Below are 26,878 nucleotides of genomic sequence, written 5' to 3'. Positions count from 1 at the left end.
TTTCTGAGATTCATGTCCGATTGCCCTGACCGCGATCTGCGTGTCGCCGCCGCTCGCCTCTCAGCACTGGCATAACGCCTATCCTGAACTTGGGCTTGCACAAACTAATAATATTAGTTAATATACTAATATGGTTAGTTTATTAACTAATGACGCTGCGATTGCCACACTTGCTGGCGCTCATGTTGTAAATTCCGAAAGACAGGAAGGAGAAGCCTTATGCTTGCAACCACAGTGGATCAAGTAACCCAGCTTTCATTCATGCCTCGATTGTTTCCGGTCAATGTGTATTTGGTGGAGGAAGAGGATGGTCTTACCCTCATCGATACCGGCATGCCCTTCTCTATCAAGGGCACCCTTGCCGCGGCCTCATCCGCAGGCAAACCGATCCGCCGCATCGTGCTGACTCACGCCCATGGCGATCATGTCGGCGGGTTGGACGGACTGAAGCAGGCATTGCCTGAGGCAAAGGTATATATATCGAAGCGGGACGCGAAGCTTCTGCGGGGCGACGTGAGCCTGGAGTCCGGAGAACCGCAAACGCCCATTCGCGGCAGCGTCCCGAAGACCATCCATACTACGCCGGACATTCTGCTCCGGCACGGAGATTTCATCGGCTCGCTGAAAGCCATCGCCACACCGGGGCACACGCCGGGGCATATGGCGTTTCTTGATCAGCGCAGCGGCATTCTGATCGCCGGGGATGCGCTCCAGACCCGCGGCGGATTGGCGGTATCCGGCAAGGTCAACCCCTGGTTTCCTTTCCCGGCATGGGCCACCTGGAACAAGCCCGCCGCAATCGAAAGCGCCAAGGCGCTCACAGAGCTGGAGCCAGCCCTGCTCGCCGTCGGGCACGGGCCGATGCTGGCGTCGCCTCGGACCCGCATGCAAGAGGCGATTGCCGCGGCGGAAGCCCGACTGGGGAGGGAGACGCCATGAGCCCAAGACCCGGATTAGACCAGACGGCTGTCGTTCAAGCTGCCGCCAGGCTTGCCGACCGGGACGGATTCCATGCCGTCACGCTGGCATCGCTGGCAGCCGAGCTCGGGGTGCGCTCCCCTTCCCTGTACAATCATATTAACGGTCTTCCCGGCCTGCACGCGGCCCTTACCCTTCATGGCCTTCGCACCCTCCTTCAAGGGCTGATGAAGGCGGTTGTCGGGAAGTCCGGCGAGGATGCGTTGCGCCAGGCCTGTCTGGCGTATGTTGAATTTGCCCGAACACACCCCGGACTGTATGAGGCGGCCCTGCAGCCCATCGCCCCCGAGCAGACCGAGGTGATCCAGGCCGGAGACAGCGTGGTGGAGCTGCTGCTGCAAATTTTGACACCCTACAAGCTCACCACCGACGATGCGCTCCATACCGTGCGGTGCATTCGCAGCTTCTGTCACGGCTTCTGTTCGCTGGAGCGTTCCGGCCAATTCGCCATGAATCTTAATCGGGACGATAGCCTGGCCTTTATGATTGATGTGTTCATCCAGGGGATGAACCTGAAAGCCGGCGAAGTCTGAATCGCCGCAGCTTCGTCTGATTTTGCCAGAGCGCGGATTATGCTATAATCGAAGGACAATACTTAATATGTGCTATTTTTTATAGAAAGAGGTCCTGAATTGTGGTAGATCTGAATTCCCCAATTCTTCAAATAGGCTCTACGATTGCCATGCTGGTGATGGCGGTAACGGTCATCATCATTCGCATGAAGGCCAGTCACCGTCCGGTCACGGTCAGGAAGATCATCATTCCTCCCATCGCGATGAGCACCGGTTTTATCATGTTTGTGGAGCCGCAGGTTCATATTCCGCTGTGGTGGGGGGCGGTCGCCTTTTGCGTGGGATGGTTTATATTCTCGTACCCGCTCATCCGCAGCACCAAGTTTGAGAAAGTGGAGGGGCAGGTATTCGTGCAGCGTTCCCGCAGCTTCGTGTATATTCTGATCGGCATTCTTGCCGTCCGGCTGCTCCTGCACGGCTACATCGAACAGCATATTTCCATTCCGCAGACCGCTGCGTTGTTCTTCCTCCTCGCCTACGGCATGATCGTCCATTGGCGGATCTCGATGTATCGTCAGTATCAGAAGATTACAGGTCCGGAAGTGGTGGCCTGAATCCCGATGCTGGTCCTGTTTCGACAGGATCTCCCGGCTTCGGACAATCCCCCAAGCTCCAATCTTCATGAAAGAGTGAATAGCAAGCACACAACCTGGAAGCCGTATTCATACGGCGAAAGCTTAAGCTGTCCGGTTCCTTATCTCCATCCGAAGGATATCCGCCAGCTTCACGTGTGTGCTGATGCTTTCACTCTTTTTTTTGTGCAACCAAACGCTCGTCCAGTTATTTAATTTGCATTAATTTACAGAATATTTGTAATATTACGCATACTACGATACGATAGAAGTGATTGCAAAAAAAAGCAGATGAAGGAGGTCTTCAATGCACGACATAATGTTCGAGGTTGGCACCGCCTTAATTTTGGTTGCCATCGCCTCCGTAATTGCCGGAAAGCTTAAGTTTTCCATCATCCCTTTTTTGATTGTGCTTGGTATGTTGGTTGGGCCCCACGCGCCAACGATCGGTATCTTTGACTTCAAGTTTATTGACAGTCAAGGCATCATTGATTTTCTAGGGCAAATCGGTATCTTATTTCTGCTCTTCTATCTGGGGCTGGAGTTTTCCGTGCAGAAATTAATCAAATCCGGGCGAAATATCGTTGTAGGCGGGACGGTATACGTGACGCTAAACTTTGCGCTGGGGCTGGCTTACGGCTTTATCGTCCAAATGCCGCTTTACGAAACGCTCATTATTGCCGGTATGCTCTCCGTCTCTTCCAGCGCAATTGTCGCCAAAGTGCTCGTCGATTTACGACGAACCGGGAACTCCGAAACCGAGCTGATTCTGGGCATGATTTTGTTCGACGATATTTTTCTTGCCGTGTTTCTATCAATCATGTCCGGCTTGCTGCTCGGTGGCGCTACCTCCATCGGGGCCACGCTGCTGTCGGTATGCATTTCCATCGGCTACATGCTGCTGTTCTTTGTCATTGCCCGCAAGGGCCCGCCGCTATTGAACAAATGGCTGCGAATTACGTCTAACGAGATCTTCATCATCGTTGTATTCTCCGTCATGTTTTTTATTGCTGGCTTCTCGGAGAAATTGCACGTGGCCGAGGCAATCGGCGCGCTTCTCTTTGGCCTGGCGCTCTCCGAAACGGAGCATGGCGAACGCATCGAGCAGCTGGTCGTGCCATTCCGCGATTTCTTCGGCGCTGTCTTCTTCTTCAGCTTCGGGCTGAGCATTGATCCGACCACGCTTGGCGATGCCTTCTGGCTGGCGATCGGCGCTGTGGTACTTACGATTATCGGCAATTTGGTTGCAGGTATGATCGCTGGTCGCAGGGCCGGACTATCGCATAAATCATCCCTTAACATTGGACTGACGATCATGGCGCGCGGAGAGTTCACCATCATCGTGGCCAATCTTGGCGTCGCCGGCGGCCTATCGGCCATGATCAAGCCATTCTCGGCGCTTTACGTATTGATATTGGCCATACTTGGGCCACTGTTGACCAAGGAGTCGAAGCATATTTACCGCGGCATTAACCGGATCTTCCGCTGGAGCTCTCCTGAAGAGAAGGTTAAGAGGCGGCAATCAGAATAGCCACTCGCAAGCTGATGTTCATTGTATGAGAGGAGGAACTTATATGAGTTTTATTCGCGAGTCCGAATTACCGGGTATCGGTAAAAAATTTCTTATTCAGACCCGATCGGGAGACAGGCTCGTTGTGATCATCCACAATGATGGCCGAAGAGAGATGTACCATTTTAACGACGATGATCCTGAAGAAACGATATCGCAAATCTCATTGGATGATGATGAAGCCAGACAAATTGCCGCGATTGTCGGCGGCATGGTCTACAAGCCTCAAGCGCTGGAATCCATCGAGGTGTCGGTGGAAGATTTGATCATCGAATGGATCCGCGTGGAGGCCCATTATGACGGTGCTGGCAAGTCGATTGCCGAACTGGAGATTCGCAAGCGGACGGGAGCCAGCGTCCTTGCGATCGTTGGGCGGCAGAACCGTGTCATTAATCCGGGACCCGAGCACATCTTTGCTGCTGGCGCAACCATTGTACTGGCCGGGGAACGGCAGCAGATCCGGAATTTCAAAGAGCTTCTGATCGGCAAACCGTCTAAAGCGACCGAGGACTAGATATTCGATTTAAATATCCTTCGGGCACGCTTGTGGAAGGGCCGCGAGTCTGTTATATTTTTAGTGAACAGATTTTCCAATCCATAATTTAAAGGCAATGTTATCTTGTTGAAGGTACAACCTCGGCGATTTCAAACCGGGTTGTGCCTTTTTTATTTGCCCGCAGCGGCATTAAGGAGGATTGATCTTATGTTTCTGGAAGCTGTGTATCACCGTCCGCGCAAAAACTGGTCCTATGCGTACAACGGCACCACCGTTCATCTTCGGATCCGCACCAAGAAAGACGACATGACCGCCGTCTATGCTCTCGCCGGTGACAAGTACATGTGGGACCACACGATGGAGTATGTCCCGATGACCAAGCTGGCGACAGACGAGCTGTTCGACTACTGGGAATGCGAGGTGACCCCGCCGTACCGAAGAGTGAAATACGGGTTTCTGCTGCAGCAGGGTCATGAGAAGCGCTGGATGACCGAGTATGATTTTCTGACCGAGCCGCCGGCCAATCCCGACCGACTGTTCGAGTACCCGTTCATCAACCCTGTCGATGTGTTCCAGCCGCCGGCATGGGTGAAGGATGCCATCTTCTATCAAATTTTCCCTGAACGGTTTGCCAACGGGGATACCCGCAATGATCCCGAAGGCACGCTGCCATGGGGGAGTGCCGATCCGACGCCAAGCTGCTTCTTTGGCGGTGATCTGCAAGGCGTCATCGACCACCTCGATCATCTGAGCAAGCTGGGCGTGAACGCCGTATACTTCACCCCGCTCTTTAAGGCAACCACCAACCATAAGTACGATACGGAGGATTATTTTCAGATTGACCCGCAGTTCGGGGACAAGGATACGCTGAAGAAGCTCGTAGATCTGTGCCATGAGCGCGGAATTCGCGTCCTGCTGGACGCCGTGTTCAACCATTCCGGCCGAACCTTCCCTCCCTTCGTTGATGTCCTCAAGAACGGGGAGAAGTCCAAATACAAGGACTGGTTCCATATCCGCTCCCTGCCGCTTGAGGTGGTGGACGGCATTCCGACGTATGATACCTTTGCCTTTGAACCGCTGATGCCCAAGCTCAATACCGAGCATCCGGAAGTGAAGGAATACTTGCTGAAGGCCGCGGAATACTGGATTCGCGAAACGGGGATCGACGGCTGGCGGCTCGATGTTGCCAATGAGGTGAGCCACCAGTTCTGGCGCGAGTTTCGCCGGGTGGTGAAGCAAGCGAACCCCGATGCCTATATTCTGGGCGAGGTATGGCATGAATCGTCCATCTGGCTCGAGGGCGACCAGTTCGATGCGGTGATGAACTATCCGTTCACCAACGCCGTCCTTGATTTCTTCATTCATCAAATCGCCGATGCCGAGAAGTTCTCCTTCATGCTCGGCAAGCAGCTTGCCGGGTATCCGCGCCAGGCCAGCGAAGTCATGTTCAACCTGCTGGACAGCCATGACACCGCCAGATTGCTGACCCAAGCGGATGGCGACAAGCGGAAGATGAAGCTGGCGGTGCTGTTCCAGTTCACCTACTTCGGCACCCCGTGCATCTATTATGGGGACGAGGTCGGCCTTGATGGCGGGCATGACCCGGGATGCCGCAAATGTATGGAATGGGACGAGACGAAGCATGACAAGGATCTGTTCGCGTTCTACCAGACGGTCATCCGGCTCCGCCAAGCTCATGCTGCTCTGCGCACCGGCACCTTCAAGTTCCTCACGGCCGAGAAGAACAGCCGGCAGATTGCTTACCTGCGTGAGGACGACCAAGATACGATCTTGGTCGTCATGAACAACGACAAGGCGGGCCACACGCTTACGCTGCCTGTCCGGCATGCACAGTGGACCCATCTGTGGAACGACGATGTCCTGACCGCTGCTCACGGACAGTTGACCGTGAAGCTCCCGGCTTACGGCTTTGCCGTGCTGAAGGCCTCATCCGATTGATCATCATGAGGGCGCCCTCCGTTCACTGCGATACACGCAGCCGAGCAGCGGGCGCCTCTTTTTGTCGCTCCCCCTCCTTCCCTTGACATGATGACATTGACTTGACCCGGTATGAACGTTATAATGCTCATGAGTTCAGTTATTTAGTAAATTAGTAAATTATAAATTTAGTGAACAATTGAGCTGCATGTCATTGAAATCATGAGAACTGGAAGGTGATCCGCTTGAAAATACCGACAACGTTAAAGCATAAACCTGTCATCGTGTCCGAGAACTATGAGAACATCGATGGCCGATACGCCTATGATTCAGATGCGAAGGGGCTCTCTCTGGGGCTTGCGCAGTGGAACGACCGGGGAAAAGTGGATATTTCCGCGAAAGTATGGAGACATACGGGCGGCAAATGGTCCAGGCAATCCGAGGAGCTTCCTCTCCACCGGGTGATTGACCTTGCGATTTTGATTTGCAGAGCCAAGCTCCATTTTCAAGAGGCCTACCGATATGATCATTTATATGATCCCGACAATCCCGTCATAGACCGGGTAGGGCTGCAAGGGGATGCCATGACGGTATCCGTATCCACCGATAACGAGCATATCCATGAAGATATCAAGCTGTTCAATCAGGCGCTGAGCGAGGATGGCGAACTGATTGGCGAAAGATTGCGCACACTGTCCCGGATGTTGAAGGAGATGGGGTATTAACACTTAGCGTTACCATCCCCGCGGCTAAACTGTTCATGCTTCTATTGATTCATGCCCTGAATCCGTTATGCTATGAATAATAGACCATGTGAACGCTTATAGGAGGATGACGTCATGACCCTTCACTGGATCAAGCAGGACATCGCCGAGTGCACGCGCAGGGGGATCGTATATTTCACATCCGAGCTGGAAATGATGAGCGGCCTTCCCTGCAAAATGTACCGGATCAACGAGGATTACGGGAGCATGTCGGATCATATGCACGACTATTTTCAAATCTGGTACGTTCGCCGCGGCGAGTTTGATCACACGATGGGCGGGCGTAAATACAGCGTTGTTCAGGGCGATATTGTGGTCGTTCCTCCCTACTGCATCCACCGGGTCGAAATGCTTCCCGGCCGGGAGCTTGAGGTGATCGGGTGTGAGTTCACGCCCGGATTCATCAATGAGCAGCTTGCCAGCCCCGAAGAGGGATCCAGGCTGTTTGACCAAGCCTTTATCGAGGCTTTTGTCGCTCCAGAGCATGAGATTCCGCCGAAAATCTCCCTGTCCGGCAGCAGTGATCTGGCCGCGCAGGAGCTGTTGAATGAAATGCTCGGCGAGTACAGCAGGCGTAGCCCCTGCTTCGAAATGCTGCTGAAGGCCAATCTGCTGAAGCTGATGATGATTGTGAACCGGGAACATGACGCCGCCTCCGCTCACGCCAGACCTGCGGGCGGCCAGTACCATGAGCAGATGCTTGGAGCGATTCAGTTCATCCATCAGCATTACGATCAGCCGCTAAGGCTGGAGGAGCTATGCAGCATGACGATGATGTCGCGCACGAACTTCTGCCGCCACTTCAAGGAGATCACCGGCCGCACCTTCAGCCAATACGTAGCCAGCTATCGCATTCGCATGGCGATGAAGCTGCTGACCGAGCCGGAGCTGACCGTAACGGAGGTATGTTATAAAGTCGGGTTTAACGAGCTGCCCTACTTCTGCCGCATCTTCAAGAAATATACCGGAACGACCCCGGCCTATTACAAGAAAAATAGCGACCGGAGCAGTCGCTAGCATAACGGAACCATCATCGGGAATCGTCTTCACCCAGATTCGACATAGCAGTGGAAAAAATTCGTCACAGAATGAAACTCAGGCAGAGAGCTGGTATTGACTCCTCTGCCTGATTATATACATGGGCTTAGTAGGAAATTAGCCTAAAGCGACATCTCTATCCCTTCTGATTCAAGGTCAGACTTGAGCCATACCGCCATCTACGAACAATTCGACGCCGTTGAACGTCATCACGCATTCGTTATTTGACTTCCCCATTCGCCCTTCGGCTCTAACCAGCTGACGCTTCTATCCACAATTAAATCGCCCAGTATTCTTTCGTAATTCTTACGGTAGGGTTTAATAAACTCTTCCGCAAGCCAGCTATCTCTGGTGCCCTGCCATGTTTCATAAATGATCAAGTCATCCGGCTGATCCAGATCGTCTGAAACAATGGCGCTAATGAATGCCTTCTCGGATGACATCTCTTCAATAAGGGAATATAGCTCCTTGCGGAATTCCTCTTTCTTCCCTGGTTTAGCTTTGAATCGAATATTCAGTTGAACCTGTTGATTGGACATGGCTACTCCTCCTATAAGTTTCATATTTGCAGGGTTTCCGCTGCGGCATTTATCATAACGCTAGATGAATAATTCGTCAGTAATTTAGATTACGTTGAAAAGCATGCAATCGAAAGGAGATTCATACGGATCATGAATCAAGACAGCTCTTGCATCGCTTTTTCGATATGAATCATGACCATTCTACGGCTGGTCACGATAATACCTTCATTGGATAGCTCCTGTAAGGTAAGCGATACCGCTTCTCTTGTGGCGCCGATCATATTGGCCAATTCTTGATGAGTCAGGGGAATATCGATTTTCTGGTATCCATTTTCTTCTATTCCGAACTTCTTAGATAGTCGGTTGAGAAAGTAGAGCACTTTGCCACGCAAATCTCGAAAAACCAATTTCTCCACCAATTCATCCTGATCTCGCAGGCGTTTGCTTAGCTCCGATAAAAATCGTAAAGACAATTCAGAATACTTGACTAAAAGCGGTTCAAATTGTTCAGCCGGAATCGAAAAAACAATCGAGTCTTCCATCGTCTCCACATAAGTCCCTCTTGTGCTCAAGGAAAACGTTTCAACTTCGCCAAACATACCGCCCTCACTTAGGATGCAAACTGTATGTTGTTTGCCGGCCGAATTGGTTTTGTATAACCGAAGTTTACCGGCGATGACGAAAAACAAGCCATTCTTTTCATTACCGGGCGACTGAAGAATTGTGTTATTTGAAAGTTTATACGTATTTGATCTTGTTACCAATTGTTCGATTTCACGGATAATTTCTGCCGGAAGCGATTCAAATATTTTTATTTGTGGCAAAAATGAGGTTACTCTTTCCATTGTCTCATTCATCGTCTCATCGTGTAACATGGTGCTCCTCCTTTCCATGCTGCGAACGACAATCACTCGACTCGCTGCAATCATTATTCCTCATATAACATAATCTATAGCCGGAATGTTACATTCATCATAAACCACCCTTATTTCCTCTTCTGTAACCCAGATTACAAAAGCTTCTGACATAGAACCCTAAGAAAAACAAGAACCTATACCCCTACAAATACTTACGACAACTTATGCTTTAAATTTGCCACTCCCCCGCCCACCTCTGTACGATAATCCAATAAAAAAACACGATAGTGAAATCGAGACCTATCCGCACCATGATATACTCTTGGCAAAACATAAGCTATATGCATTTTCGAAAGGTATCGTATGTTTTCAACTATTCGTGATGATGGAGGGAATATAATGAACAAAATTACAATCGCTGTCATCGGCTGCGGCACCATCGCCAACAGCGCACACATTCCGGCGTACATCGCCAATCCGGATGCCGAGATCAAGTACTTCTGCGACGTTCAGCTGGACCGGGCGGAGCAAGCTGTTACGAAATATGAGTGCGGACAAGCGATCGCTGACTACCGTGTCATTCTGGAGGACCCGGAAGTAGACGCGGTGTCGATCTGCACGCCGAATGATGTGCATGCCTCGATTACCATCGCTTGTCTTCGCGCCGGCAAGCATGTCCTCTGTGAAAAGCCCGCCGCAAGAACCTACGCCGAAGCGCTCGAAATGCAGAAGATCCAGCATGAAACCGGCAAGATTCTTAACATCGGTGTCGTGAACCGTTACAACGAAAGCGTGAACCGGATTAAGAAAATGATCGAAAACGGCGATCTGGGCGAGCTGTATCATGTGTATGCCAGCTTCCGCGCTCACCGCTCCATCCCAGGACTTGGTGGAGCTTTCACCACCAAAGCGATCGCCGGCGGCGGCGCTCTGATCGACTGGGGTGTGCATTTCCTGGATGTGGTCATGTACTGTACCGGCGACCCGCGCCCTATAACCGTATCCGGTCAGGCATACTCCAAGCTCGGCAAGGATATGGAGAACTATACGTATCTGAAAATGTGGGCCGGCCCGCCGAAGGTTGACGGCACCTATGATGTGGATGACTTTGTTACAGCCCTCATTCGGACCGAAGGGCCGACCATCTCGCTTAACGGTGCCTGGGCCCAGAATATCGGGGTCGAGGAAATGTTCATCGACTTCCTTGGCGACAAAGGCGGCATCCGCCTGAAATACGGGGCGGAATTCACGTTCTACACCGCCCAGGACGGCGCTTTGATTGAAACGACGCCGAAGTTCAACCTCGGCAGCATGTTCCAGAACGAAATCGACGGTTTCATCCGCTCGATCCAGACAGGAGAGAAGCAGCCATCACACATCGACACGGTTATCCTCTCATCGCAAATCATCCAAGCTATCTACGACTCCTCCGACAAAGGAGCGGAAATGTCCCTGCTGTCGGCAACAGCCGAGACCAATCGCTAAGCCAGCTCAAATCGCCAGGGAGGCTATCAGATATGAAGACCATCGGATTTATCGATCTCCATCTTGACCAGTTTCACGCGAACAAGTATCCGGGCTGGATTGAACAGGCCAGCGGCGGGAGCATGAAGGTGGCCTACGCCTATGCCAAGCAGGACAAGGAAGGCGGCAAGACAAACGAAGCCTGGTGCCGGGAATACGGCGTGCAGCAGCTATCCTCCATCGCCGAGGTGGTGGACAGAAGCGACTACCTGATCGTCCTGTCCCCGGACAATCCGGAGTATCATGAGGAGCTGTCCCAGCTTCCGCTCGCTTCCGGCAAGCCAACGTATATTGATAAGACGTTTGCGCCTGACCGGGACGCCGCCCTTCGCTTGTTTGATCTGGCAGCAAAGCATGGCACGCCGATGTATTCCACATCCGCCCTCCGCTTTGCCAGCGAGTACGCAGAGCTGAAGGCGGGGGACATCCAGACCATTAGCAGCTGGGGCCCCGGGGCTTTCTCCAATTATTCGATTCATCAAATCGAGCCGATTGTTCACCTGATGGGCCCAAGCCCGAAACGGGTCATGTTCACCGGCACGCCGGAGTCCCCGTCCCTGTTGATTGATTTCGGAGAAGGGCGGCAGGCGAATGTGAATCATTTAGGCGACAACTGCCCGTTCACCCTTGGAGTGAGGTACACCACCGGGGATTTCAAGCAAGCTTCAGCGCAGTCCAATTTCTTCACTGCCTTCATCGACAATCTCGTTCACTTCTTCCATACTAGCGAGCCTGCCGTTGATCCGGCAGAGACCGTGGCTATCGTCACGATCATTGAGTACGGTTTAAAGGCTGCTGACACACCGTATCGCTGGGTGGAGCTGCCCGTATAACAGACATTGGACAGCTTTAAGGTCGAAGCACCTTCTTTCATGATCAGGGTTCACAGCAAAAGAGCCGCTCTCCCTGGGACGATCCGTCCCGGGACAGCGGCCTTTGCTATTTCAAGGGGCATGTGGCGAATGTACAGGCAGGATCACACACACTATTGTCCCCTATATCTCCTTGCGCTGAAAATATAGAAGCCCCGCCATAAAGAACAGTAGGAATCCGCCGACCACGACCAGCATGAGACTCTCAAACGGCAGGTTGAAGGCTCCGAAATCGGCGCCTCCGGTCGGCATCATAGCCAGCAGCGGCTGGGCCCACGGATAATAAGGCGCATACGTCGCCGAATTGGCAACCAGCATATTCGGAATCGTGAAGACCACATTCAGCGCAAGCGGTGCCGCAAAGCTGCTCCAGGCCGTCGATACGGCAAGCTGAAGAGCTGCCAGCGGCAGGCAGGCGATCCAGCCGCCAGCAAGGCACTGCAGCAGCATCCCCCACGGAATTGGCTCTGCATAGCGATTCACCACGCCAACCAGCAGCAATCCACCCAGGAACAGCAGCTGAATCACCGCCAGCAGAATGCATACGACAGAGAACTTGGACAGATACACCGCCCCCCGGGAGACCGGGAGCACGAGCAGCTGCTTCCATCCGCCGCCGGCATGCTCATATCTGCATACCATCGCACTGAAGACCCCCGTCATAATCGGCAGAAACAGCATCGCGTGGAGAATGCTCATCGTGGTTAAGGTTCTTTCCCAACGAAGAGCCCCCACCTCCCTTCCATCAAGGATGCCGAGCAAGGTGGATGCTGCGATGCAGAGCAGGATTTGCAGCCATAGTCTGGACCTGGCCAGCTTCAGCCATTCGGCTGACAAGGCTCGGGTATAGGATGACATATCAGTTCACGTCCCTTCGGTTAAAATGAATCAGGCCCATCAGCGAAATGACGAGACCCAGACACAGACCGGCTCCGACCACCTTCACTTCGCCCGGACCAACATAAGCAAGTACCGGCCATTTCAGCGGCATCCAGTTGGGGAACTGGTACGTGAAGACAGACACAACCGATGCCGTAATCCCTATCCCGACAGGCAGCCCCTGGTTTTTGAGCGTCATCGACATCCAGAGCTGAATTGCCAGCAACGGGATCGCGGCAAGCATCGGCGCGAAGCCAACTCGCGCCAGATCGACATAGGGTATCTCCTGCGGGGACATGCCGAGCAGAAGTCCAAGGACTGCCGTTCCTGCGGAGAGCAGAATGCAGGATACGGTCAGGAGCAGGAACGCCTGCACGAACTTGGCGCTGAATACCGCCGTTCGGGAAATCGGCAGTGCCAGCAGCTGCTTCCATGAACTGAGCTGGTGCTCTACATTCGCCATCAGCGAGCTGATCAGCGTGATGCCGAGAAACAGCGCAATCGGTACAAAATTCGCAATATTATGAAGCAGCCCGCCCCACGGGTCATCCGCATATTGATTCATCAGGTAATCGTACCGCAGGCCAAAATTCAAGCCCTGCATCGCCACCAGCCCGATGGGGCCTAGCGCAGTCAGAAACCAGATCCCTTTGCCGCGGATTTTCATCCAGTCTGCAGACAGTGCGCGGAGCATCATATCCGGTTCCCCTCCCCGACGATCTGCATGAAAATATCCTCCAGCGATCTGCGCTTCTCCTCCACCCGATAAACCGCATGCTGATGCTCGACCAGCCGCTTGACAAGCAGCGCCACCTTCGCATCGCTCATGGCCCCAAGCTCCATCATTCCGCGATTCAGCACGCCGGAGCAGCCGAGCTCAAGCGCGTGCATCAGCGCCGCTTCCGGCTCAGAGACCGACAGGCGGAAGCCGCTCGACGCGGCAGCGGTCAGATTGGTGATCGTATCCTGATACACCAGCCGCCCCTCGCGAATGATGCCTACCTTGTCGGCCATCAGTTCCACCTCGCTGAGCAGGTGGCTGGATACCAGCACTGTGATGCCGAATTGACGCGGCATCTGTTTAATGAGCTCGCGGATTTCCTGAATCCCCGAAGGGTCCAGTCCGTTGGTCGGCTCATCCAGAATGAGCAGCTCTGGATGATTCAGCAGCGCTGCAGCAATGCCGAGCCGCTGCTTCATGCCGAGGGAGTAGCCCTTGACCGGCCGCTTGGCTTCCTTGGTCAGCGAGACGATGTCCAGCACCTCGGCGATGCGAGCTTTGGGCCCGCCCGTAATGCGGCGGATCGTCTCCAAATTTTCAATCGCGGTCAAATGCCCGTAATAGGACGGGTATTCGACCAGCGAGCCTGTCCGCCGCAGAATGTCCATCTTCTCCTTTTTCAAATCCTTGCCGAACAGATGGATGGAGCCGCGCGTGGGCTGAATCAGCCCGAGCAGCATGCGGATTGTCGTTGTTTTGCCCGCTCCGTTCGGTCCGAGAAACCCGTAAATGTCGCCGCGCGCGATTTCCAGGTTGAGATCCTCCACCGCTGCGCGTTTTTTGTACAATTTATACAATCCTTTTGTCTGTATGACCATGTCCGTCACATCAATCACCTCGAGAACTATCCTACCTGCCCCAGGTTAAATGACGGTCGCCCCGAAGTTTAAATTTGATTTAAACAAATAGCTTTCCAAGTCGGTTCACCCCTTCGGGCGCACAAAAAAGGCGATCTATCCCCGGCCCTACCGGGAACAAATCGCCGTATAATGCCCCGCACCGCTGTCCTCATGACGTGTTCGAGGACCTCGTGACAGGCTGTTCACTGTGTCTTGATCAGTTACAAGGAAGTGTCATCAGACGCAGCATTCGTCAGAAGGGGATTCGACTTCCGCCACACCCTTACCGCCGAGCCCGCAGCCGAGCTGACGATCTCATAGTCCAGCCCCATCTCTCTGGCAAGATGTTCAACGATGGCCAGGCCGATGCCTGTACCCTTGTGCTCGGAGTCCGCATTCATCCCAGGCCCTCTGTCCGAGATGACCAGCATCCGCTCACCGTCCTCACGCCCGGCCATTCGAATGCCGATATAACCTCCCGCTTTAGCGTGACGCACAACATTTTGGAACAGATTATCCACGATGCGCCGGAACCACAGTTCATCTACATCCCACACGACCGGCTCTCCTTCAAGGTCAATGTCAGGCTCAATCCCCGACTTCTCCCATACCGGATACCAGGCTGCCGCGCTCTCCCTCACGAGCCGCAATATATCCACCGGCGAAAGCTTCAGCTCAATCCGGCCGCTGGTCAGCAGATTATAGGACAACAGATTGTCAATCAGCTCTCCCAGATCCCCGATCTTCGATTCCATCAGCGCCAGTGACTCCTGCCCTTTCTCGCTCAGCTGCTCCTTCCCAATCGAAAAAATATGGCTTCGTATCACAGTGAGCGGCGTCCGCAAATCATGGGACAGATTGGCGATGAGCGCTTTGCGCAGCTCCTCTTCCTCACGCTGGCGGCGCAGGCCAATCTTCAGCTGCTGCACCATATCGTTATACCCTTCCTCCAGCTGGCCGATCTCGTCCCGCTTCGTGAGTTGAACCGGCTGCGGGATGCCCGTCTCAGAGTGCGGCGATGTCATCGCCTTGCGCAAGCGGATCAGCCTCCTCCGGATGCCAACGAAGAACAGCCAGGAGACAAGAATGAACAATAGCGACAATCCGGCCATGAAGGCGGCATAGATGGTCGTCTCACTGGCAAAAGGCTGCTGAACGCTAATATATTGTCTCGGAATCCGCATCACCATGAACCCCTGGCCGCTGCCCTCGTCGCCCCCGATAAAAGCCACCACCGTGAACGGATCGTTGCCCACGGCGGTCTTCATGAACTGCACCGTATACTCGGCACTCCATGTATCAGGGATATCCGGCTGTTCCGGGAGCTCGACCCTTACTTCATTCCGGGCGTCAACCCAGAGGATGGACAACTCCGGATATTCCTCTCGAAGTTCACCAAGCCTCTGACCGATGTGCTCCGCGGACGCGCCGCCGAGCTTCGCCGCTTCGGCATGCCACATCTTGACCAGCGGCTCACCGCTCGTATACTTCGCAGTTGGCACATAGACCGTTCTGGAGAAGGTGTCATTCACGAACCAGTAGAATACGGAGGCCAGCGGCATCACGATCGGCATAAACATCATCGCAGCCATAATCAGCAGCAAATACCGGGAAGTCAGCGAGTTGCGAAATCTCCCCTTGGTTTTCCGCCACTTCATGCTCTCACCCGGTACCCGAGCCCGCGGACGGTCTCAATAATGGCCGGAGCTGCCGGATCTCGCTCCAGCTTCTCGCGGAGGTAGCGAATATGCACCATCAGCGTTTTGTCTCCTTCGATGTAGGACTCGTTCCAGACCGCCTCATAGATCTGCTCCTTCGTCATGACCCGCCCCCGGTGCTGCAGCAAATACATGAAGATATGATACTGCTTCCCTGTCAGCACAATATCCTCTCCCGAGTCCATATTCACTATCCGGTTCTCCTTTACATAGATGCGGAGATGTTCGATCTCGACCGCTTCCTCGACGTGGGCCGCCGAACGGCGCAGCAGCACCTCGACCCGCGCTGCCAGCTCGTCAGGATGAAACGGCTTCGTCAAGTAATCGTCGGCGAATTCGAGTCCTTGAAGCTTGTCATCAATCGACGTACGTGCAGACAGCATCAGAATCGGCAGAACCGGACAAGCCTTCTTGATTCGCTGCCCCACCGTGAAGCCGTCAAGCCCCGGCAGCATCACGTCCAGGATGACAACGGCACAGTTATCCGCTTCCTCCACAGCACGTTCCCCGCTGGTAAGCCACGTGACGCTGTACCCCTTTTCCTTCAGAAACTCACTCACCCATTCGCCTATTTCACGGTCATCCTCAATATATAAAATGCTTGCGCTCAAGTAATCTCTCCCCTTCATCCCAAGCTTGTCCGCCGGGCGTCCCTCCGGCTCCTGTTGGCATTCATTGTATCATGAGCAGACCCGCCCTTAAAACGGGTGCTTCGTTTCGCCATTACGTTGTAACCTTGTCACCCAGCCTTTTCACTCAGCTATTCCCTCCAGCTACTTTCTCAAGCCATTTTCTTCGGACTACTTTCTTCGGACTACTTTCTCAGGCTACTTCCTTAAGCTGCATCCTTAGCCATTCCTCAACCCCCTCTCTTACGCCACTCTTTTCCGCCGCTCTCTCTGCTAATTCCCCCCTAATATTGTGCAAACGTTTGACTCCAATCGGGATTTTTGGAGAAAAAGAACCCCCTGATCGTGGATCGTCCCGCCTTCCTGCTGTTGCACAGTATATTTACAAGCACACCGTTTAACGTTAATATAGCAGTTGTAACCGTTTAACTCTATCTGTGCCAAAGGATTGGTTAAACCTTTAACACTATGGATCCGGACCGTATTAAATGGAGCCTGCTTCACGATTTTCTTCCATTTAATCAAGCAAACGGTTCCACAGGAGGTCCTTGTTATGAATGTAACGATTAAAGATGTTGCCAAACGGGCGGGAGTATCCCCCTCCACGGTCTCACGCGTGCTCTCCAATCACCCGAGAATCAGCCGCGAAACATCGCAGAAGGTTCGAGACATTATGGAGGAGATGGGCTATCACCCGAATATGATGGCCAAGAGCCTGGTGTCCAAAACGACGGAAACGATATGTGTCATTCTGCCCAAGCCCGCCGAGGAACTGTTTCTGAATCTGTTCTTCATGGAGCTTATCCGCGGCATCGTCACCCAGGCCAACCGTTCCGGCTATGATGTGCTGATCAGCTCAGGCGGCAGTGAGAAGGAAGAAGTTGAAGCGGTGTCCCGCTTGCTCAATGGCCGCCGTGTGGACGGAGCTATCCTTCTGTATTCCAGGCAGGACGACGCGGTCGTTGACTACCTGAAGGCGAATGAATATCCGTTCGTGCTTATCGGGCGCAGCGAGAAGTATCCGGATCTGCTGTCTGTCGACACGGATAATGTACAGGCCGCTTATGATGCGACCAAACACCTGATTACCTTCGGCCATGAGCGGATCGGCTTTGTCAGCGGGCCACCGAATCTGATGGTGTCCCAGGACCGCCTGAAGGGGTATGGCCAGGCATTGGCAGATGCCGGGCTGACCATGCGCAAGGAGTGGATCGTGGAAGGCGAGTTTCTGCAGGAAAGCGGCTATCGTGCGATGTCCTTTTTTATGAATTTGCCGGAGCGTCCAACAGCGCTTGTCATCGTGGATGACATCGTTGCCTTCGGGGTACTGCGGGGATTAAACGAGCTTGGGTATAAGGTGCCCCAGGATGTATCCATCATCAGCTTCAACAATATTTCGTTGTCCGAATTGTCCAATCCGCCGCTCAGCAGCGTGGACATCGGCATCTATAACCTCGGCTACACCGCTTCCCAGGCATTGATCCAGAGCATTCGCAATCCTAACGAGAAGGGCCGCCCAAGCCGCTATATTATCCCGCACCGGCTCATGATTCGCGAATCTTCGATGCACTCTGCCCCGAAGTAGTGGTGCATCGCTTTATTCAATCGTTTGCACATAAGCCGGTTGCTGCTGGATGCGACCTCTTATACCACCCTGCTGCAAGCTCAGGAGAAGTGCTTCCCTGGGCTTGCTCCCTATAAAGCTTTCAATCACACAACTATCCTGATAAATAAAAACGAAGGGAAGTTTCCTCCCCCTCGATCATTTTCCATATCATATGAATGTTGAATCCCTTAACATAGCATCAGTTGCGACTGGGGTCCCTTGAGCGGTCTTTCCGCCGGTTTCCCAAATAAATAGCCCTGAGCTAGTTCGATGCCGATCTGCCGGCAGTATTGGAACTCCTCACGGCGTTCTATTCCTTCTGCAAGCACCTTGGCCCCGAATTCATGGGCCGTTCGTGTAATCATCTGAAGCTGTTGTTGTTTCACACTGTTCTGCTCGCAATGGTCAATCAGGCTGCGGTCGATTTTGACATAATCGGGCTTCAGCAGCACCATCTGCTCCAATGTGGAGTATCCGGCGCCCACGTCATCCATGGCTAAGGAAATGCCGTGTTTACGATAGGTATCAAAAATCGCCTGGAGATGCTGAATATCATCAATTCTTTCCGTCTCAACAACCTCGAACACGAAATCGCACGGGTCCAGATGATGGCTCTCCAGCACGCGAAACGTCTGCACCAGCGATTTCTTCGGGTCCGAAATCGAGGAAGGCAGAAAGTTGATAAACCGCTTTACACCACTCGGCAGCCACTTGGCGCTGGCCTCAATGGCCGCATTGCGGGCTTCACGGTCCAGAAAATAATGCAGACCTGCACGTCGTGCTGTATCAAAGAGCCTCTGGGGAGGGAATGGCCTGCCGTTCTTAGCCGGACGCAGCAAAAATTCATAAGCCACAATCTGCTCGCAGCGGTCTACAATAGGCTGCATATGGCTCGTAAATTGTTGATCCAGGATAATATTCAGCATATCGCATTGATCATTCTCCGGCCCGAGCTGCTCGGCCATCGTCCACGGATGGTGCTGCTGTGGAGTCGCTCCGTCCATGATGCGGAAGCTGATCTCTTCCCTTGATCCATTCGGAAGTCCCCGAAGCAGCCGGATTAGCGATACCAGCTCATCCCGCCCCTGATAGCTGACAGCACACCCTTCGCGGGTATTGCGCACGGTGCCGCCCCACCCGTCAAGCAGATGAAGAAGCTCTGCGTAAGCTGGTCTGATCTGAACAATTCCCTGGTCCTCAAACGGTTCAAAGGTGCTGCGGTTGTCGCACAACATGTTCATCCCCCTCGGCAAGCTTTCACTAAGCTTCTTATCGGCATTTGGATATGAATTCTTTGTATAATATGCTTTTTTGTAATGAATATGTAAAACAAAACAATCAAAGTTAATCATTTGCATTATGTCTGACAAGCGTTGAAGCAATAAAGAAGAAGGGGAACGCGGCCCGCCCACTTTCGTGATCCCATGATTTATGTAAACCTTGCTGGTGCAAAAGGATTAAAAATCCATCTATAAATCATGATACTTTTCACCCATTAAAATGTAAAGAAAAGTTAAGCGAGAACATATATACCCACTTGACAGGTAGGAATTATATGTTAAGATGTGATTCAAATTGGACGAACAGGAAAGGATGTGGCCAGTATGCCATCTCATAAACGGCTCGATCATGTCGGAGTTATGGTGCGGGATCTTGAGGCGACCATCGACTTCTACACGAAGGTTGTCGGTCTTGAATTGAAGGATCGTGTCAAGCATACGAACGGGGTGATCGAACTTGCCTTCCTCGGCTTTAACGGCAGCGATGAGACCGAAGTGGAGCTTATACAAGGATACAGCGACAGCCTTCCGGCTGAAGGAGCGGTACATCACTTTGCAGTCAGCACAGACCAGATCGAGGCGGAGTACGCCCGGGTTCAGAAGCTCGGCGTGCCGCATCTTGATGAGGAAATTGTGACGCTGCCAAACGGCTACCGTTATTTCTTCCTTCATGGGCCAAACGGAGAATGGATTGAATTTTTCCAGCGCTAAAAATGATTCCCCCGCGCGATCACGACGAGGCGAGGCTTTAGTATACGAGTCTCGTCTTTTTCGTATTGCTTCATCAATGTGACAGCCAGCGCCCATGTCCATCGAGTCTGGCGAATGCAGCTGTCTGGGGGCTGGATGTGATCAAAGACGAGCATCCCGCCTGGAAATAGTCCGGCTCTCTCTCATCCCGCACAGGCTGGACAGCTCCAGCCATTAGGTCTATAATAACGGTTAGTTAAGCCTATAACTTCATCATACTTACAGGGGAGCTGGAATCGGCCGGCTGAGAGTGTATCCCATCAAGATACTGACCCTTACACCTGATCTGGGTAATGCCAGCGTAGGAATCCTGACACTGCGGCTCGATATGGATGCCGTGGAATACTTACGCCGTCATGCGCCCCGAGATCCTCGGGGCGTTTCTTATTATTGTGAAGTCACAGGCAGCTAGAATGAAGATGAGGGAGAGAGAAGAACATGATTAAACCGAAATGGACCGCGTTATTGCTCGCATGCATGCTGCTTCTTGTCGCGGCCGGCTGCGGCACAGACAATCAGAAGAGCGGCAGTACGCCGAATCCGAATGATGCTGGCAACAGCGGGGAGACCGCGGAGGCGCCGCGCGATATCCAGCTGATGCTGGATTGGTCGGCCAATACCAATCATACGGGACTGTACGTCGCCAAGGAGCTCGGCTATTACGAAGAAGAAGGACTCAACGTAAGCATTGTGCAGCCGGGCGCCGGCGGCACGGATACGCTGGTCGCCTCGGGGAACGTGCCATTTGGCATCAGCTATCAGGAGGGCGTGACACTTGCACGGACGCAAGGGCTTCCGCTCGTGTCGATTGCGGCAGTCATTCAGCATAACACCTCCGGATTTGCCGCTCCGGTCGACCGGAATATCAAGACCGCAGCTGACTTTGAAGGCAAGGCCTACGGCGGCTGGGGCTCGCCGGTGGAAGAAGCCGTCATGAAATCCATAATGGATATCGACGGCGCTGACGTCAGCAAGGTGAACATCGTCAATATCGGGGATGCCGATTATTTTACGGCGGTTAAACGCGACATCGATTTCGCCTGGATCTTCTATGCCTGGACCGGGATCGAGGCAGAGCTTCGGGGAGAGCCGCTGGACATGATCTATGTGAAAGACTACTCGGACAAGCTGGACTACTACACCCCGGTGATTGTAACCAACGAAACGCTGATTCAGGAAGATCCGGAGCTGGTTAAAGCGTTCATGCGCGCCACGGCAAAAGGATATGAATATGCGATCAACCACCCGGAGGAGGCTGCCGATCTGCTGATCAAGGCCGTTCCGGAGCTGGATGCAGAGCTGGTGCTCGCCAGCCAGAAATGGCTGAGTCCGCGCTATCAGGACGATGCCCCTCGCTGGGGAGAGCAGAAGGCCGAGGTATGGTCCGGCTATGCCGAATGGATGTTTGAACGCGGCCTGCTGGATCAGGAGCTGGATGCGGACAGCGCGTTTACGAATGAATTTTTGCCGGATACCCCTTAATTAACGAAAGGAGATTGCTCATGGCCAACACACTGTTAAGCATTCAAGTCATCCCGAAGACACCGGACGGCGGGGACAGCATCCCCTATGTCGACGAGGCGATCAAGGTCATCCAGGAATCCGGCGTCAAATATGAGGTGCACCCGCTGGAGACGACGATGGAGGGCGAGTTGTCCGAACTGCTGCAAATTGTCGAACGGATGCATGAAGCGCTCGTCAAGGCAGGCAGCCCAGGCATTATATCTCAAGTCAAAATCGCACACTATCCAGACGGCATCAGTATGGACAAGCTAACGGAGAAATACCGTCCATGAGAAGCTGGTGGAGCTTGATATGGCCGCCCGTGGGGGCGGTCCTCTTCTTTTTGGTGCTGTGGCAGGGCGCCGTGTGGCTATGGGATATTGAACCGTACATTCTACCTGCCCCTTCATCCATCGGGCTTGAGATGGTATCCGGCTCACCGGTGCTGCTGAATCATACGCTGGCCACCCTGCGGCTGACCCTGATCGGCTTCCTGATCGGAACAGGCACCGGCATTGTCATTTCCCTGGCGCTGCATCTTATTCCAATGCTTCGAAAGGCACTGTATCCCCTGCTTATTCTCAGCCAGAATGTGCCTACCATCGCGCTGGCCCCGCTGCTCATGATCTGGTTCGGGTTCGGGATGCTGCCCAAAATCATTGTCATCACCCTCGTCTGCTTCTTCCCCGTAGCGGTGGCTGCCCTGGACGGGCTGGCCCGGACAGACCGGACGATGTTGAATTATATGAAGATGACCGGGGCGGGCACCTGGCAAATCTTCACCAAGCTGGAGCTGCCTCACGCCCTCCCTTCGATCTTCTCGGGGCTGCGGATCGCCGCCACCTATTCGGTCATGGGCGCGGTCATTGGCGAGTGGATCGGAGCTGACCGGGGCATCGGCTACTATATGATGCTGCAGAGAGCCGGCTACCGCACCGACCGGGTCTTCGTTGCCATTCTGATCATCGTGCTGCTCAGCCTGCTGATGGTGGCGCTGATCGCCCTGTTGGAAAAACGGCTCATTCGCTGGAGCCGCAAGGCATGAAGCCGGCGGGAAGCCCAGTCACTTACATGTCTATAGAAAGGAGATCCACCGCATGCGTGTGAACAACATGAACGACACCCCTTCTAGCTCCCCGGAGTTATCCGGGACATCCACCCCCGCACGGTCTGACTCTACGGATAATCCCGCACTTGAGGTCCGTCATATTCGCAAGGCGTTTCGTCAGCGGCGCGGGGAGATGCAGGTGCTGGACGATCTGTCGCTCGCTGTACAGCCAGGAGAATTCGTCTCCATTATCGGTCCCTCCGGCAGCGGAAAAAGCACGTTGTTCCACATCATCGGCGGGCTGATGCCTCCGGGTGCCGGTTCTGTTCATATGGACGGCCGGGACGTAACGGGCCAGAAGGGCCTCATCGCCTACATGCCTCAGCAGCCCGCACTGTTTCCGTGGCGTACGGTCGAAGACAACGTCATGCTGCCCGAGGAGCTTCGCGGCGTATCCAAAACGCAGGCGCGGGCGAATGCGCGCCAATGGATCGAGCGGGCCGGGCTCGGCGGCTTCGAGAAGGCCTACCCGCATACGCTCTCCGGGGGCATGCAGCAGCGGGCCTCCTTCCTGCGCGCCCTGATGAGCCCGCAGGAGGTCATGTGCCTTGACGAGCCGTTCAGCGCCCTGGATGCGCTGACCCGGAGCGAGATGCAGCACTGGCTGCTGGACATCTGGGAGGATACGAGGCGCTCTGTGCTGATGATCACGCACCATATCGAAGAAGCGCTGCTGCTCTCCGACAGCATTTATATATTGTCAGCCCGGCCGGGCACCGTGCTCCAGAAGATCGAGGTGCCGTTCCCCCGCCCAAGGCGGGAGGATATCTTAACCGATCCTGCGTTCCTGGCGCTTAAGTCTGACATCTCGTCCATCATGCGACAGGAACAGCAGAAGAGGCAGCAGGTCTCGACGTGACGGGTCTCTTCAGAAATAGAAGCCGAAGGGAATGAGAATATGAGTTCAATCGTGAACCACAAGGGTGGCGGCCCCCTCGCTCCATTGATCGACACGCATATACATCTGGACAGCTACCCGGAAGATATCGGCCTTGCCATTGCGGCCGACCTGGCGAACAGCGAGGTGCAGTCCGTTATCAGCGTGTCGATGAACCTGCCTTCCTGCAAGCGGAATCTGGAGCTGGCTCGCCTGTATAACGGCGGGATCAGACCCGCATTCGGCTATCACCCTGAGCAGCCGCTCCCGTCTGCGACAGAGATTCAGGAACTGCTGCAATGGATGGAGGTCCATAGCGAGGAGATGGTCGCCGTAGGAGAGGTCGGGCTTCCCTACTACACCAGGCTTGAAGCAGCTACCCGAGGCGAAGCATGGGATGATCAGCCCTATGTGGAGTTGCTGGAGACGTTCATTGCGTTTGCCGCAAAGCACAAAAAGCCCGTCATCCTCCATGCGGTCTACGAGGCTGCGGAGATGGCCTGCGATCTGCTTGAGCGATACAGCCACCCGCTTGCCCATTTCCACTGGTTCAAGGGAGCGGAGAAGACGCTGCAGCGTATGGCCGAACAAGGCTACTATATCTCCTTCACCCCCGACATTGTATATGAGGAGGAGATCCGCCGCATTGCGCTTGGGTATCCGGAGCATCTGGTCATGTCGGAAACAGACGGCCCCTGGCCGTTCGAAGGCCCCTTCACCGGGCAAACGACCCATCCGCGCATGACGTCGAGCGTGGCCAGCGCCTGGGCCGAGCTGCGCGGGATACCGCTTCTACAGGCCCGCAAGCAGCTGTATGACAATGCCGCCAGGCTATACGGCATATAAGCATGTTCAGAGCAGTTTACGGCTTACTTGGCAGCAGAGCTTGTGCTCTTCAAGCTTATGAAATATTGATTGATCAGTTCATCAAGCAGCACGGACTGCCGCAGCACGACCGGATGGTTGAAGTCCCGGTAATGTCGTTTCATCTGATGCAGTTTGCTTCTTTCTTGCTCAATGGTATATTGAATCCTCGCCGTGTTCATTATGATTAGCCTCCTTATACAAGGGATTTTATACTTTAATGTAAAATTATAGAATAATAGAGTTATGGCATCAGGAGCTAAGACAAAAAAAGGGGCGTCTCCGAATAACGGAGACGCCTGAAGTGGTTTAATCTGAAGCTAGCTATCTATGTATCTATTTGAGTATCGATTAAGTATCAACCAAAACCAAAACCATGACTCAATGGCTTAATTTGACCAGGATCGGCATCCACTGAAGTGACTGGCAGTTGAACAGAGAACACGATCAACACAGAAAAGAGTAATAAAGACAGTTTCTTTTTCATGTTTTACTGAACCTCCCTTATTAGTTTCTGGTATTGATTTATGTCGTTTTTGTCAGCTTTTACACGATATTGCTCGAATAATGCTACACTTTTAATTATATTGCTTTTATTATTAATCGCAATAGAAAAATCCAAACTTTGTAAAAGAATTTCAATTCCTTCTCTTTTTCCATTTCTTAAGTGGTACATAGCTACTTCAACTAATAGGCGAGCATATTCATCTGCGTAAACCTGTTGATTGTACTCCCCAAACAGCTCTTTAAATTTCTCATAAGAGAGATAGACAGAAAACTGGTTGATATATGGATCTACATTCCAATTATGCCGATTCGCAGCTTCGATTATATATAAAAAAGCTTTGAGCTTATAGCTATCGACACCTTGAGCAACAATATACTTTACATACTCCGGCAGCACGTCATAGTGCCCCGTCATTAACCGACATATATATAAGTCAGCCTTTGCCCATTCTTGAAATTGCTCTATGATTGCCTGCACTTCGGAGGACTTCTCCTGTATCCAATCTCCATCTGAATACATCTGTATATAGTGTTTCATTCCCTCATAATCCCCGTTATGCTCACATACGGTAGAGCGGATTAAATAAGAATATAAGATATAATAATATACAGGCTTCTCCGGTGATCGGCTCCCTTCTTGAGGCTTCTGACGACGAAGTTGGTTCTGATTATACAAAATTGTTGCAATTCTGTGCATCTCCTTCGCCATCATATCAACCTTATCCCAGCGATGAAGAGAACCGTATACATGCGCCAAATGCTTGTAAGCATCTAGCTGATACTCCTGATCCAAGCGGTCTACATAACCTTCAAACAGCGTTGCCGCTCTCAGATTCGCATCCTGATCGTTCCCAATCGAAATCAAGAACAGTCTGTACTGGCATATGGCCAGCCGTTCGGAATGCTGATATTTCTCGCTTGTGCTCACATGCTTGTACAATATGGCAGCGGCCGCCTTTTTTCCTTGGTGGAACAGTTCTTCTGCTGTCTCAAACAGCATCGGTGTGTAGGCAAGATTGTCAAGCAACGTAGTAACCACACGTTCAATACAATCCAGGCGATCCGTGTCGGCACAGCGAAACAGAAACGGTCTTAATCTTCTCCAGGTTGGTGTCCCGTTAAAGAAACATTCCTCGATGTACATCTCATAGAAATGATCCGTAGGAAGGTTCAGACCGGATGTAATTCGCTCAAGCTGCCCCATAGAGATCGGCTGCTTCTGACTAAGAATTCTGCTGAGTGTTCCGGAGTTCACACCGGATATATTCGCAAATCGGTTGATGTTCATCCCGTTCTGCTCAATGTAATCTTCTATGTGATCTCGAATCGTCGTTTTTTGCGCCATATTTCCACACCCTCTTCCATATACCAATAAATAGGAAAATATTATAATCTATTCTAAGTTATAATATTACAGCGGTCAATAAAGACGAAAAACTAGAATCCGCCCCTGCCCCCGGGATAAATCTAGAAGTATTAAAACACTTCCCCTAAGAAAAGAACAGTCAGCGATTGTCAAAATCAAAAACCGGACCCTAGGGTAACTATCCCTGCGAATCCGGTTTACTGTTCCAATGGAATATAGAGGCCTATGTCTTTCTTCGCTCCGGTCTCAGCTTCCGCGCTCCCATTCGGGTTTCGGTTAAATAGTATTTGGTCAGCTCGCTCCAAAACTCCTGAGATCCGCAAACTCATCTACACCACAAATATGATTGAGAGTTATCACTGACAGCTTCGTAAAGTGACCAAGGGTAAGAGTATTTACCCACCGATGAGGTACTGCTGACAACGCTCTATCTGGCCACGATGGATGTGACACGCAAATGGACAGGCCT

29 protein-coding genes, 1 pseudogene and 1 riboswitch are annotated in these 26,878 nt (G+C 52.8%); of the genes and pseudogenes, 18 read left to right on the top strand and 12 right to left on the bottom strand.

The window, feature by feature from the left end; translation table 11 throughout:
• Positions 1-219: 219 nt before the first annotated feature.
• From CHH67_RS24925 to CHH67_RS24890, 8 genes are all read left to right on the top strand, one after another.
• Complete coding sequence (locus tag CHH67_RS24925; protein ID WP_095268063.1) at positions 220-939, top strand: MBL fold metallo-hydrolase; 720 nt, start codon at positions 220-222, stop codon at positions 937-939.
• On the top strand, positions 936-1,511 hold the full coding sequence (locus tag CHH67_RS24920) for a TetR/AcrR family transcriptional regulator (protein ID WP_095268062.1): 576 nt from the start codon (positions 936-938) through the stop codon (positions 1,509-1,511). Before CHH67_RS24925 ends, CHH67_RS24920 begins: the two co-directional genes overlap by 4 nt.
• A gap of 101 nt (positions 1,512-1,612) precedes the next feature.
• Positions 1,613-2,104, top strand: coding sequence for a CcdC family protein (locus tag CHH67_RS24915; protein WP_095268061.1), 492 nt, complete (start codon positions 1,613-1,615; stop codon positions 2,102-2,104).
• A gap of 325 nt (positions 2,105-2,429) precedes the next feature.
• Complete coding sequence (locus CHH67_RS24910) at positions 2,430-3,653, top strand: cation:proton antiporter (protein ID WP_095268060.1); 1,224 nt, start codon at positions 2,430-2,432, stop codon at positions 3,651-3,653.
• 43 nt (positions 3,654-3,696) lie between these two features.
• A complete protein-coding gene (locus CHH67_RS24905) occupies positions 3,697-4,206 on the top strand; it encodes a cation:proton antiporter regulatory subunit (protein WP_095268059.1) in 510 nt (169 codons plus the stop codon).
• Positions 4,207-4,395: 189 nt separating this feature from the next.
• Complete coding sequence (locus tag CHH67_RS24900) at positions 4,396-6,147, top strand: alpha-glycosidase (protein ID WP_095268058.1); 1,752 nt, start codon at positions 4,396-4,398, stop codon at positions 6,145-6,147.
• A 224-nt stretch (positions 6,148-6,371) separates the two neighbouring features.
• Entirely contained in the window at positions 6,372-6,851 is a 480-nt protein-coding gene (locus tag CHH67_RS24895; protein WP_095268067.1) for a DUF6530 family protein, read from the top strand.
• Positions 6,852-6,965: 114 nt separating this feature from the next.
• Positions 6,966-7,907: a helix-turn-helix transcriptional regulator gene (locus tag CHH67_RS24890; protein ID WP_095268057.1), complete on the top strand. Its 942-nt coding sequence runs from the start codon at positions 6,966-6,968 to the stop codon at positions 7,905-7,907.
• Between the two features lie 230 nt (positions 7,908-8,137).
• On the opposite strand, the gene CHH67_RS24885 is transcribed toward CHH67_RS24890, so the two are convergent.
• Both CHH67_RS24885 and CHH67_RS24880 read right to left on the bottom strand, forming a co-directional pair.
• The gene (locus CHH67_RS24885) at positions 8,138-8,467 is read right to left on the bottom strand and encodes an antibiotic biosynthesis monooxygenase family protein (protein ID WP_095268056.1); all 330 of its coding nucleotides are present in this window, start codon (positions 8,465-8,467) and stop codon (positions 8,138-8,140) included.
• Between the two features lie 137 nt (positions 8,468-8,604).
• The gene (locus tag CHH67_RS24880; protein WP_230875600.1) at positions 8,605-9,324 is read right to left on the bottom strand and encodes a Crp/Fnr family transcriptional regulator; all 720 of its coding nucleotides are present in this window, start codon (positions 9,322-9,324) and stop codon (positions 8,605-8,607) included.
• 381 nt (positions 9,325-9,705) lie between these two features.
• On the opposite strand from CHH67_RS24880, the gene CHH67_RS24875 reads away from it, so the two are divergent.
• Positions 9,706-10,791, top strand: a complete 1,086-nt coding sequence (locus CHH67_RS24875; RefSeq protein ID WP_095268055.1) for a Gfo/Idh/MocA family protein — start codon at positions 9,706-9,708, stop codon at positions 10,789-10,791.
• Between the two features lie 32 nt (positions 10,792-10,823).
• Positions 10,824-11,663 (top strand): Gfo/Idh/MocA family protein, encoded by an 840-nt coding sequence (locus CHH67_RS24870; protein ID WP_095268054.1) that lies wholly within the window; start codon positions 10,824-10,826, stop codon positions 11,661-11,663.
• A gap of 162 nt (positions 11,664-11,825) precedes the next feature.
• Here CHH67_RS24870 and CHH67_RS24865 read toward each other — a convergent pair whose 3' ends face one another.
• From CHH67_RS24865 to CHH67_RS24845, 5 genes are all read right to left on the bottom strand, one after another.
• Positions 11,826-12,560 carry an ABC transporter permease gene (locus CHH67_RS24865; protein ID WP_095268053.1) on the bottom strand — a complete coding sequence of 245 codons (735 nt, stop codon included), beginning with the start codon at positions 12,558-12,560 and terminating at the stop codon, positions 11,826-11,828.
• A 1-nt stretch (position 12,561) separates the two neighbouring features.
• Entirely contained in the window at positions 12,562-13,278 is a 717-nt protein-coding gene (locus tag CHH67_RS24860) for an ABC transporter permease (protein ID WP_095268052.1), read from the bottom strand.
• Positions 13,275-14,189, bottom strand: a complete 915-nt coding sequence (locus tag CHH67_RS24855; RefSeq protein WP_095268065.1) for an ABC transporter ATP-binding protein — start codon at positions 14,187-14,189, stop codon at positions 13,275-13,277. The genes CHH67_RS24860 and CHH67_RS24855 overlap by 4 nt, the downstream gene beginning before the upstream one ends.
• Positions 14,190-14,422: 233 nt before the next feature.
• On the bottom strand, positions 14,423-15,859 hold the full coding sequence (locus CHH67_RS24850) for a sensor histidine kinase (RefSeq protein ID WP_095268051.1): 1,437 nt from the start codon (positions 15,857-15,859) through the stop codon (positions 14,423-14,425).
• Entirely contained in the window at positions 15,856-16,530 is a 675-nt protein-coding gene (locus CHH67_RS24845; protein ID WP_095268050.1) for a response regulator transcription factor, read from the bottom strand. Before CHH67_RS24845 ends, CHH67_RS24850 begins: the two co-directional genes overlap by 4 nt.
• Positions 16,531-17,101: 571 nt before the next feature.
• Here CHH67_RS24845 and CHH67_RS24840 point away from each other — a divergent pair.
• On the top strand, positions 17,102-18,133 hold the full coding sequence (locus CHH67_RS24840; protein ID WP_095268049.1) for a LacI family DNA-binding transcriptional regulator: 1,032 nt from the start codon (positions 17,102-17,104) through the stop codon (positions 18,131-18,133).
• 209 nt (positions 18,134-18,342) lie between these two features.
• On the opposite strand, the gene CHH67_RS24835 is transcribed toward CHH67_RS24840, so the two are convergent.
• A complete protein-coding gene (locus tag CHH67_RS24835) occupies positions 18,343-19,389 on the bottom strand; it encodes an EAL domain-containing protein (RefSeq protein WP_095268048.1) in 1,047 nt (348 codons plus the stop codon).
• Positions 19,390-19,758: 369 nt separating this feature from the next.
• Here CHH67_RS24835 and CHH67_RS24830 point away from each other — a divergent pair, with 369 nt between their 5' ends.
• Positions 19,759-20,145: a VOC family protein gene (locus CHH67_RS24830; protein ID WP_095268047.1), complete on the top strand. Its 387-nt coding sequence runs from the start codon at positions 19,759-19,761 to the stop codon at positions 20,143-20,145.
• 73 nt (positions 20,146-20,218) lie between these two features.
• Here the strand turns inward: CHH67_RS24830 and CHH67_RS26640 are convergent, their stop codons facing one another.
• Positions 20,219-20,359 (bottom strand): hypothetical protein, encoded by a 141-nt coding sequence (locus CHH67_RS26640; RefSeq protein WP_218832086.1) that lies wholly within the window; start codon positions 20,357-20,359, stop codon positions 20,219-20,221.
• 38 nt (positions 20,360-20,397) lie between these two features.
• A riboswitch (TPP riboswitch) is annotated at positions 20,398-20,509 on the top strand.
• 113 nt (positions 20,510-20,622) lie between these two features.
• Between CHH67_RS26640 and CHH67_RS24825 the strand changes: the two genes are divergently transcribed.
• Genes CHH67_RS24825 through CHH67_RS24805 form a run of 5 tightly spaced genes read left to right on the top strand, consistent with a single transcriptional unit; the run spans position 20,623 to position 24,518 of the window.
• A complete protein-coding gene (locus CHH67_RS24825; RefSeq protein ID WP_095268046.1) occupies positions 20,623-21,666 on the top strand; it encodes an ABC transporter substrate-binding protein in 1,044 nt (347 codons plus the stop codon).
• A 20-nt stretch (positions 21,667-21,686) separates the two neighbouring features.
• Positions 21,687-21,980 (top strand): MTH1187 family thiamine-binding protein, encoded by a 294-nt coding sequence (locus tag CHH67_RS24820; RefSeq protein WP_095268045.1) that lies wholly within the window; start codon positions 21,687-21,689, stop codon positions 21,978-21,980.
• Positions 21,977-22,732: an ABC transporter permease gene (locus tag CHH67_RS24815; protein ID WP_095268044.1), complete on the top strand. Its 756-nt coding sequence runs from the start codon at positions 21,977-21,979 to the stop codon at positions 22,730-22,732. Before CHH67_RS24820 ends, CHH67_RS24815 begins: the two co-directional genes overlap by 4 nt.
• A 52-nt stretch (positions 22,733-22,784) precedes the next feature.
• Positions 22,785-23,654: an ABC transporter ATP-binding protein gene (locus tag CHH67_RS24810; RefSeq protein WP_230875599.1), complete on the top strand. Its 870-nt coding sequence runs from the start codon at positions 22,785-22,787 to the stop codon at positions 23,652-23,654.
• Between the two features lie 39 nt (positions 23,655-23,693).
• A complete protein-coding gene (locus CHH67_RS24805) occupies positions 23,694-24,518 on the top strand; it encodes a TatD family hydrolase (protein ID WP_095268043.1) in 825 nt (274 codons plus the stop codon).
• Positions 24,519-24,541: 23 nt separating this feature from the next.
• Here the strand turns inward: CHH67_RS24805 and CHH67_RS24800 are convergent, their stop codons facing one another.
• From CHH67_RS24800 to CHH67_RS24795, 3 genes are all read right to left on the bottom strand, one after another.
• Complete coding sequence (locus CHH67_RS24800; RefSeq protein ID WP_095268042.1) at positions 24,542-24,718, bottom strand: aspartyl-phosphate phosphatase Spo0E family protein; 177 nt, start codon at positions 24,716-24,718, stop codon at positions 24,542-24,544.
• A 176-nt stretch (positions 24,719-24,894) separates the two neighbouring features.
• Positions 24,895-25,023: a hypothetical protein gene (locus CHH67_RS27145; protein WP_255223087.1), complete on the bottom strand. Its 129-nt coding sequence runs from the start codon at positions 25,021-25,023 to the stop codon at positions 24,895-24,897.
• Between the two features lie 3 nt (positions 25,024-25,026).
• Positions 25,027-26,388 carry a helix-turn-helix domain-containing protein gene (locus CHH67_RS24795; protein WP_095268041.1) on the bottom strand — a complete coding sequence of 454 codons (1,362 nt, stop codon included), beginning with the start codon at positions 26,386-26,388 and terminating at the stop codon, positions 25,027-25,029.
• A 330-nt stretch (positions 26,389-26,718) separates the two neighbouring features.
• On the opposite strand from CHH67_RS24795, the pseudogene CHH67_RS26960 reads away from it, so the two are divergent.
• Positions 26,719-26,878 (top strand): annotated as a pseudogene (locus CHH67_RS26960) (transposase); the annotation flags it as partial.

Origin of the sequence: Paenibacillus campinasensis, from assembly GCF_002272015.1 — a bacterium.
Classification (GTDB): Bacteria; Bacillota; Bacilli; order Paenibacillales; family Paenibacillaceae; genus Paenibacillus_AQ; species Paenibacillus_AQ campinasensis.
The sequence above is the reverse complement of the archived record's forward strand: the minus strand, read 5'-3'. Positions and strand labels throughout refer to the sequence as shown.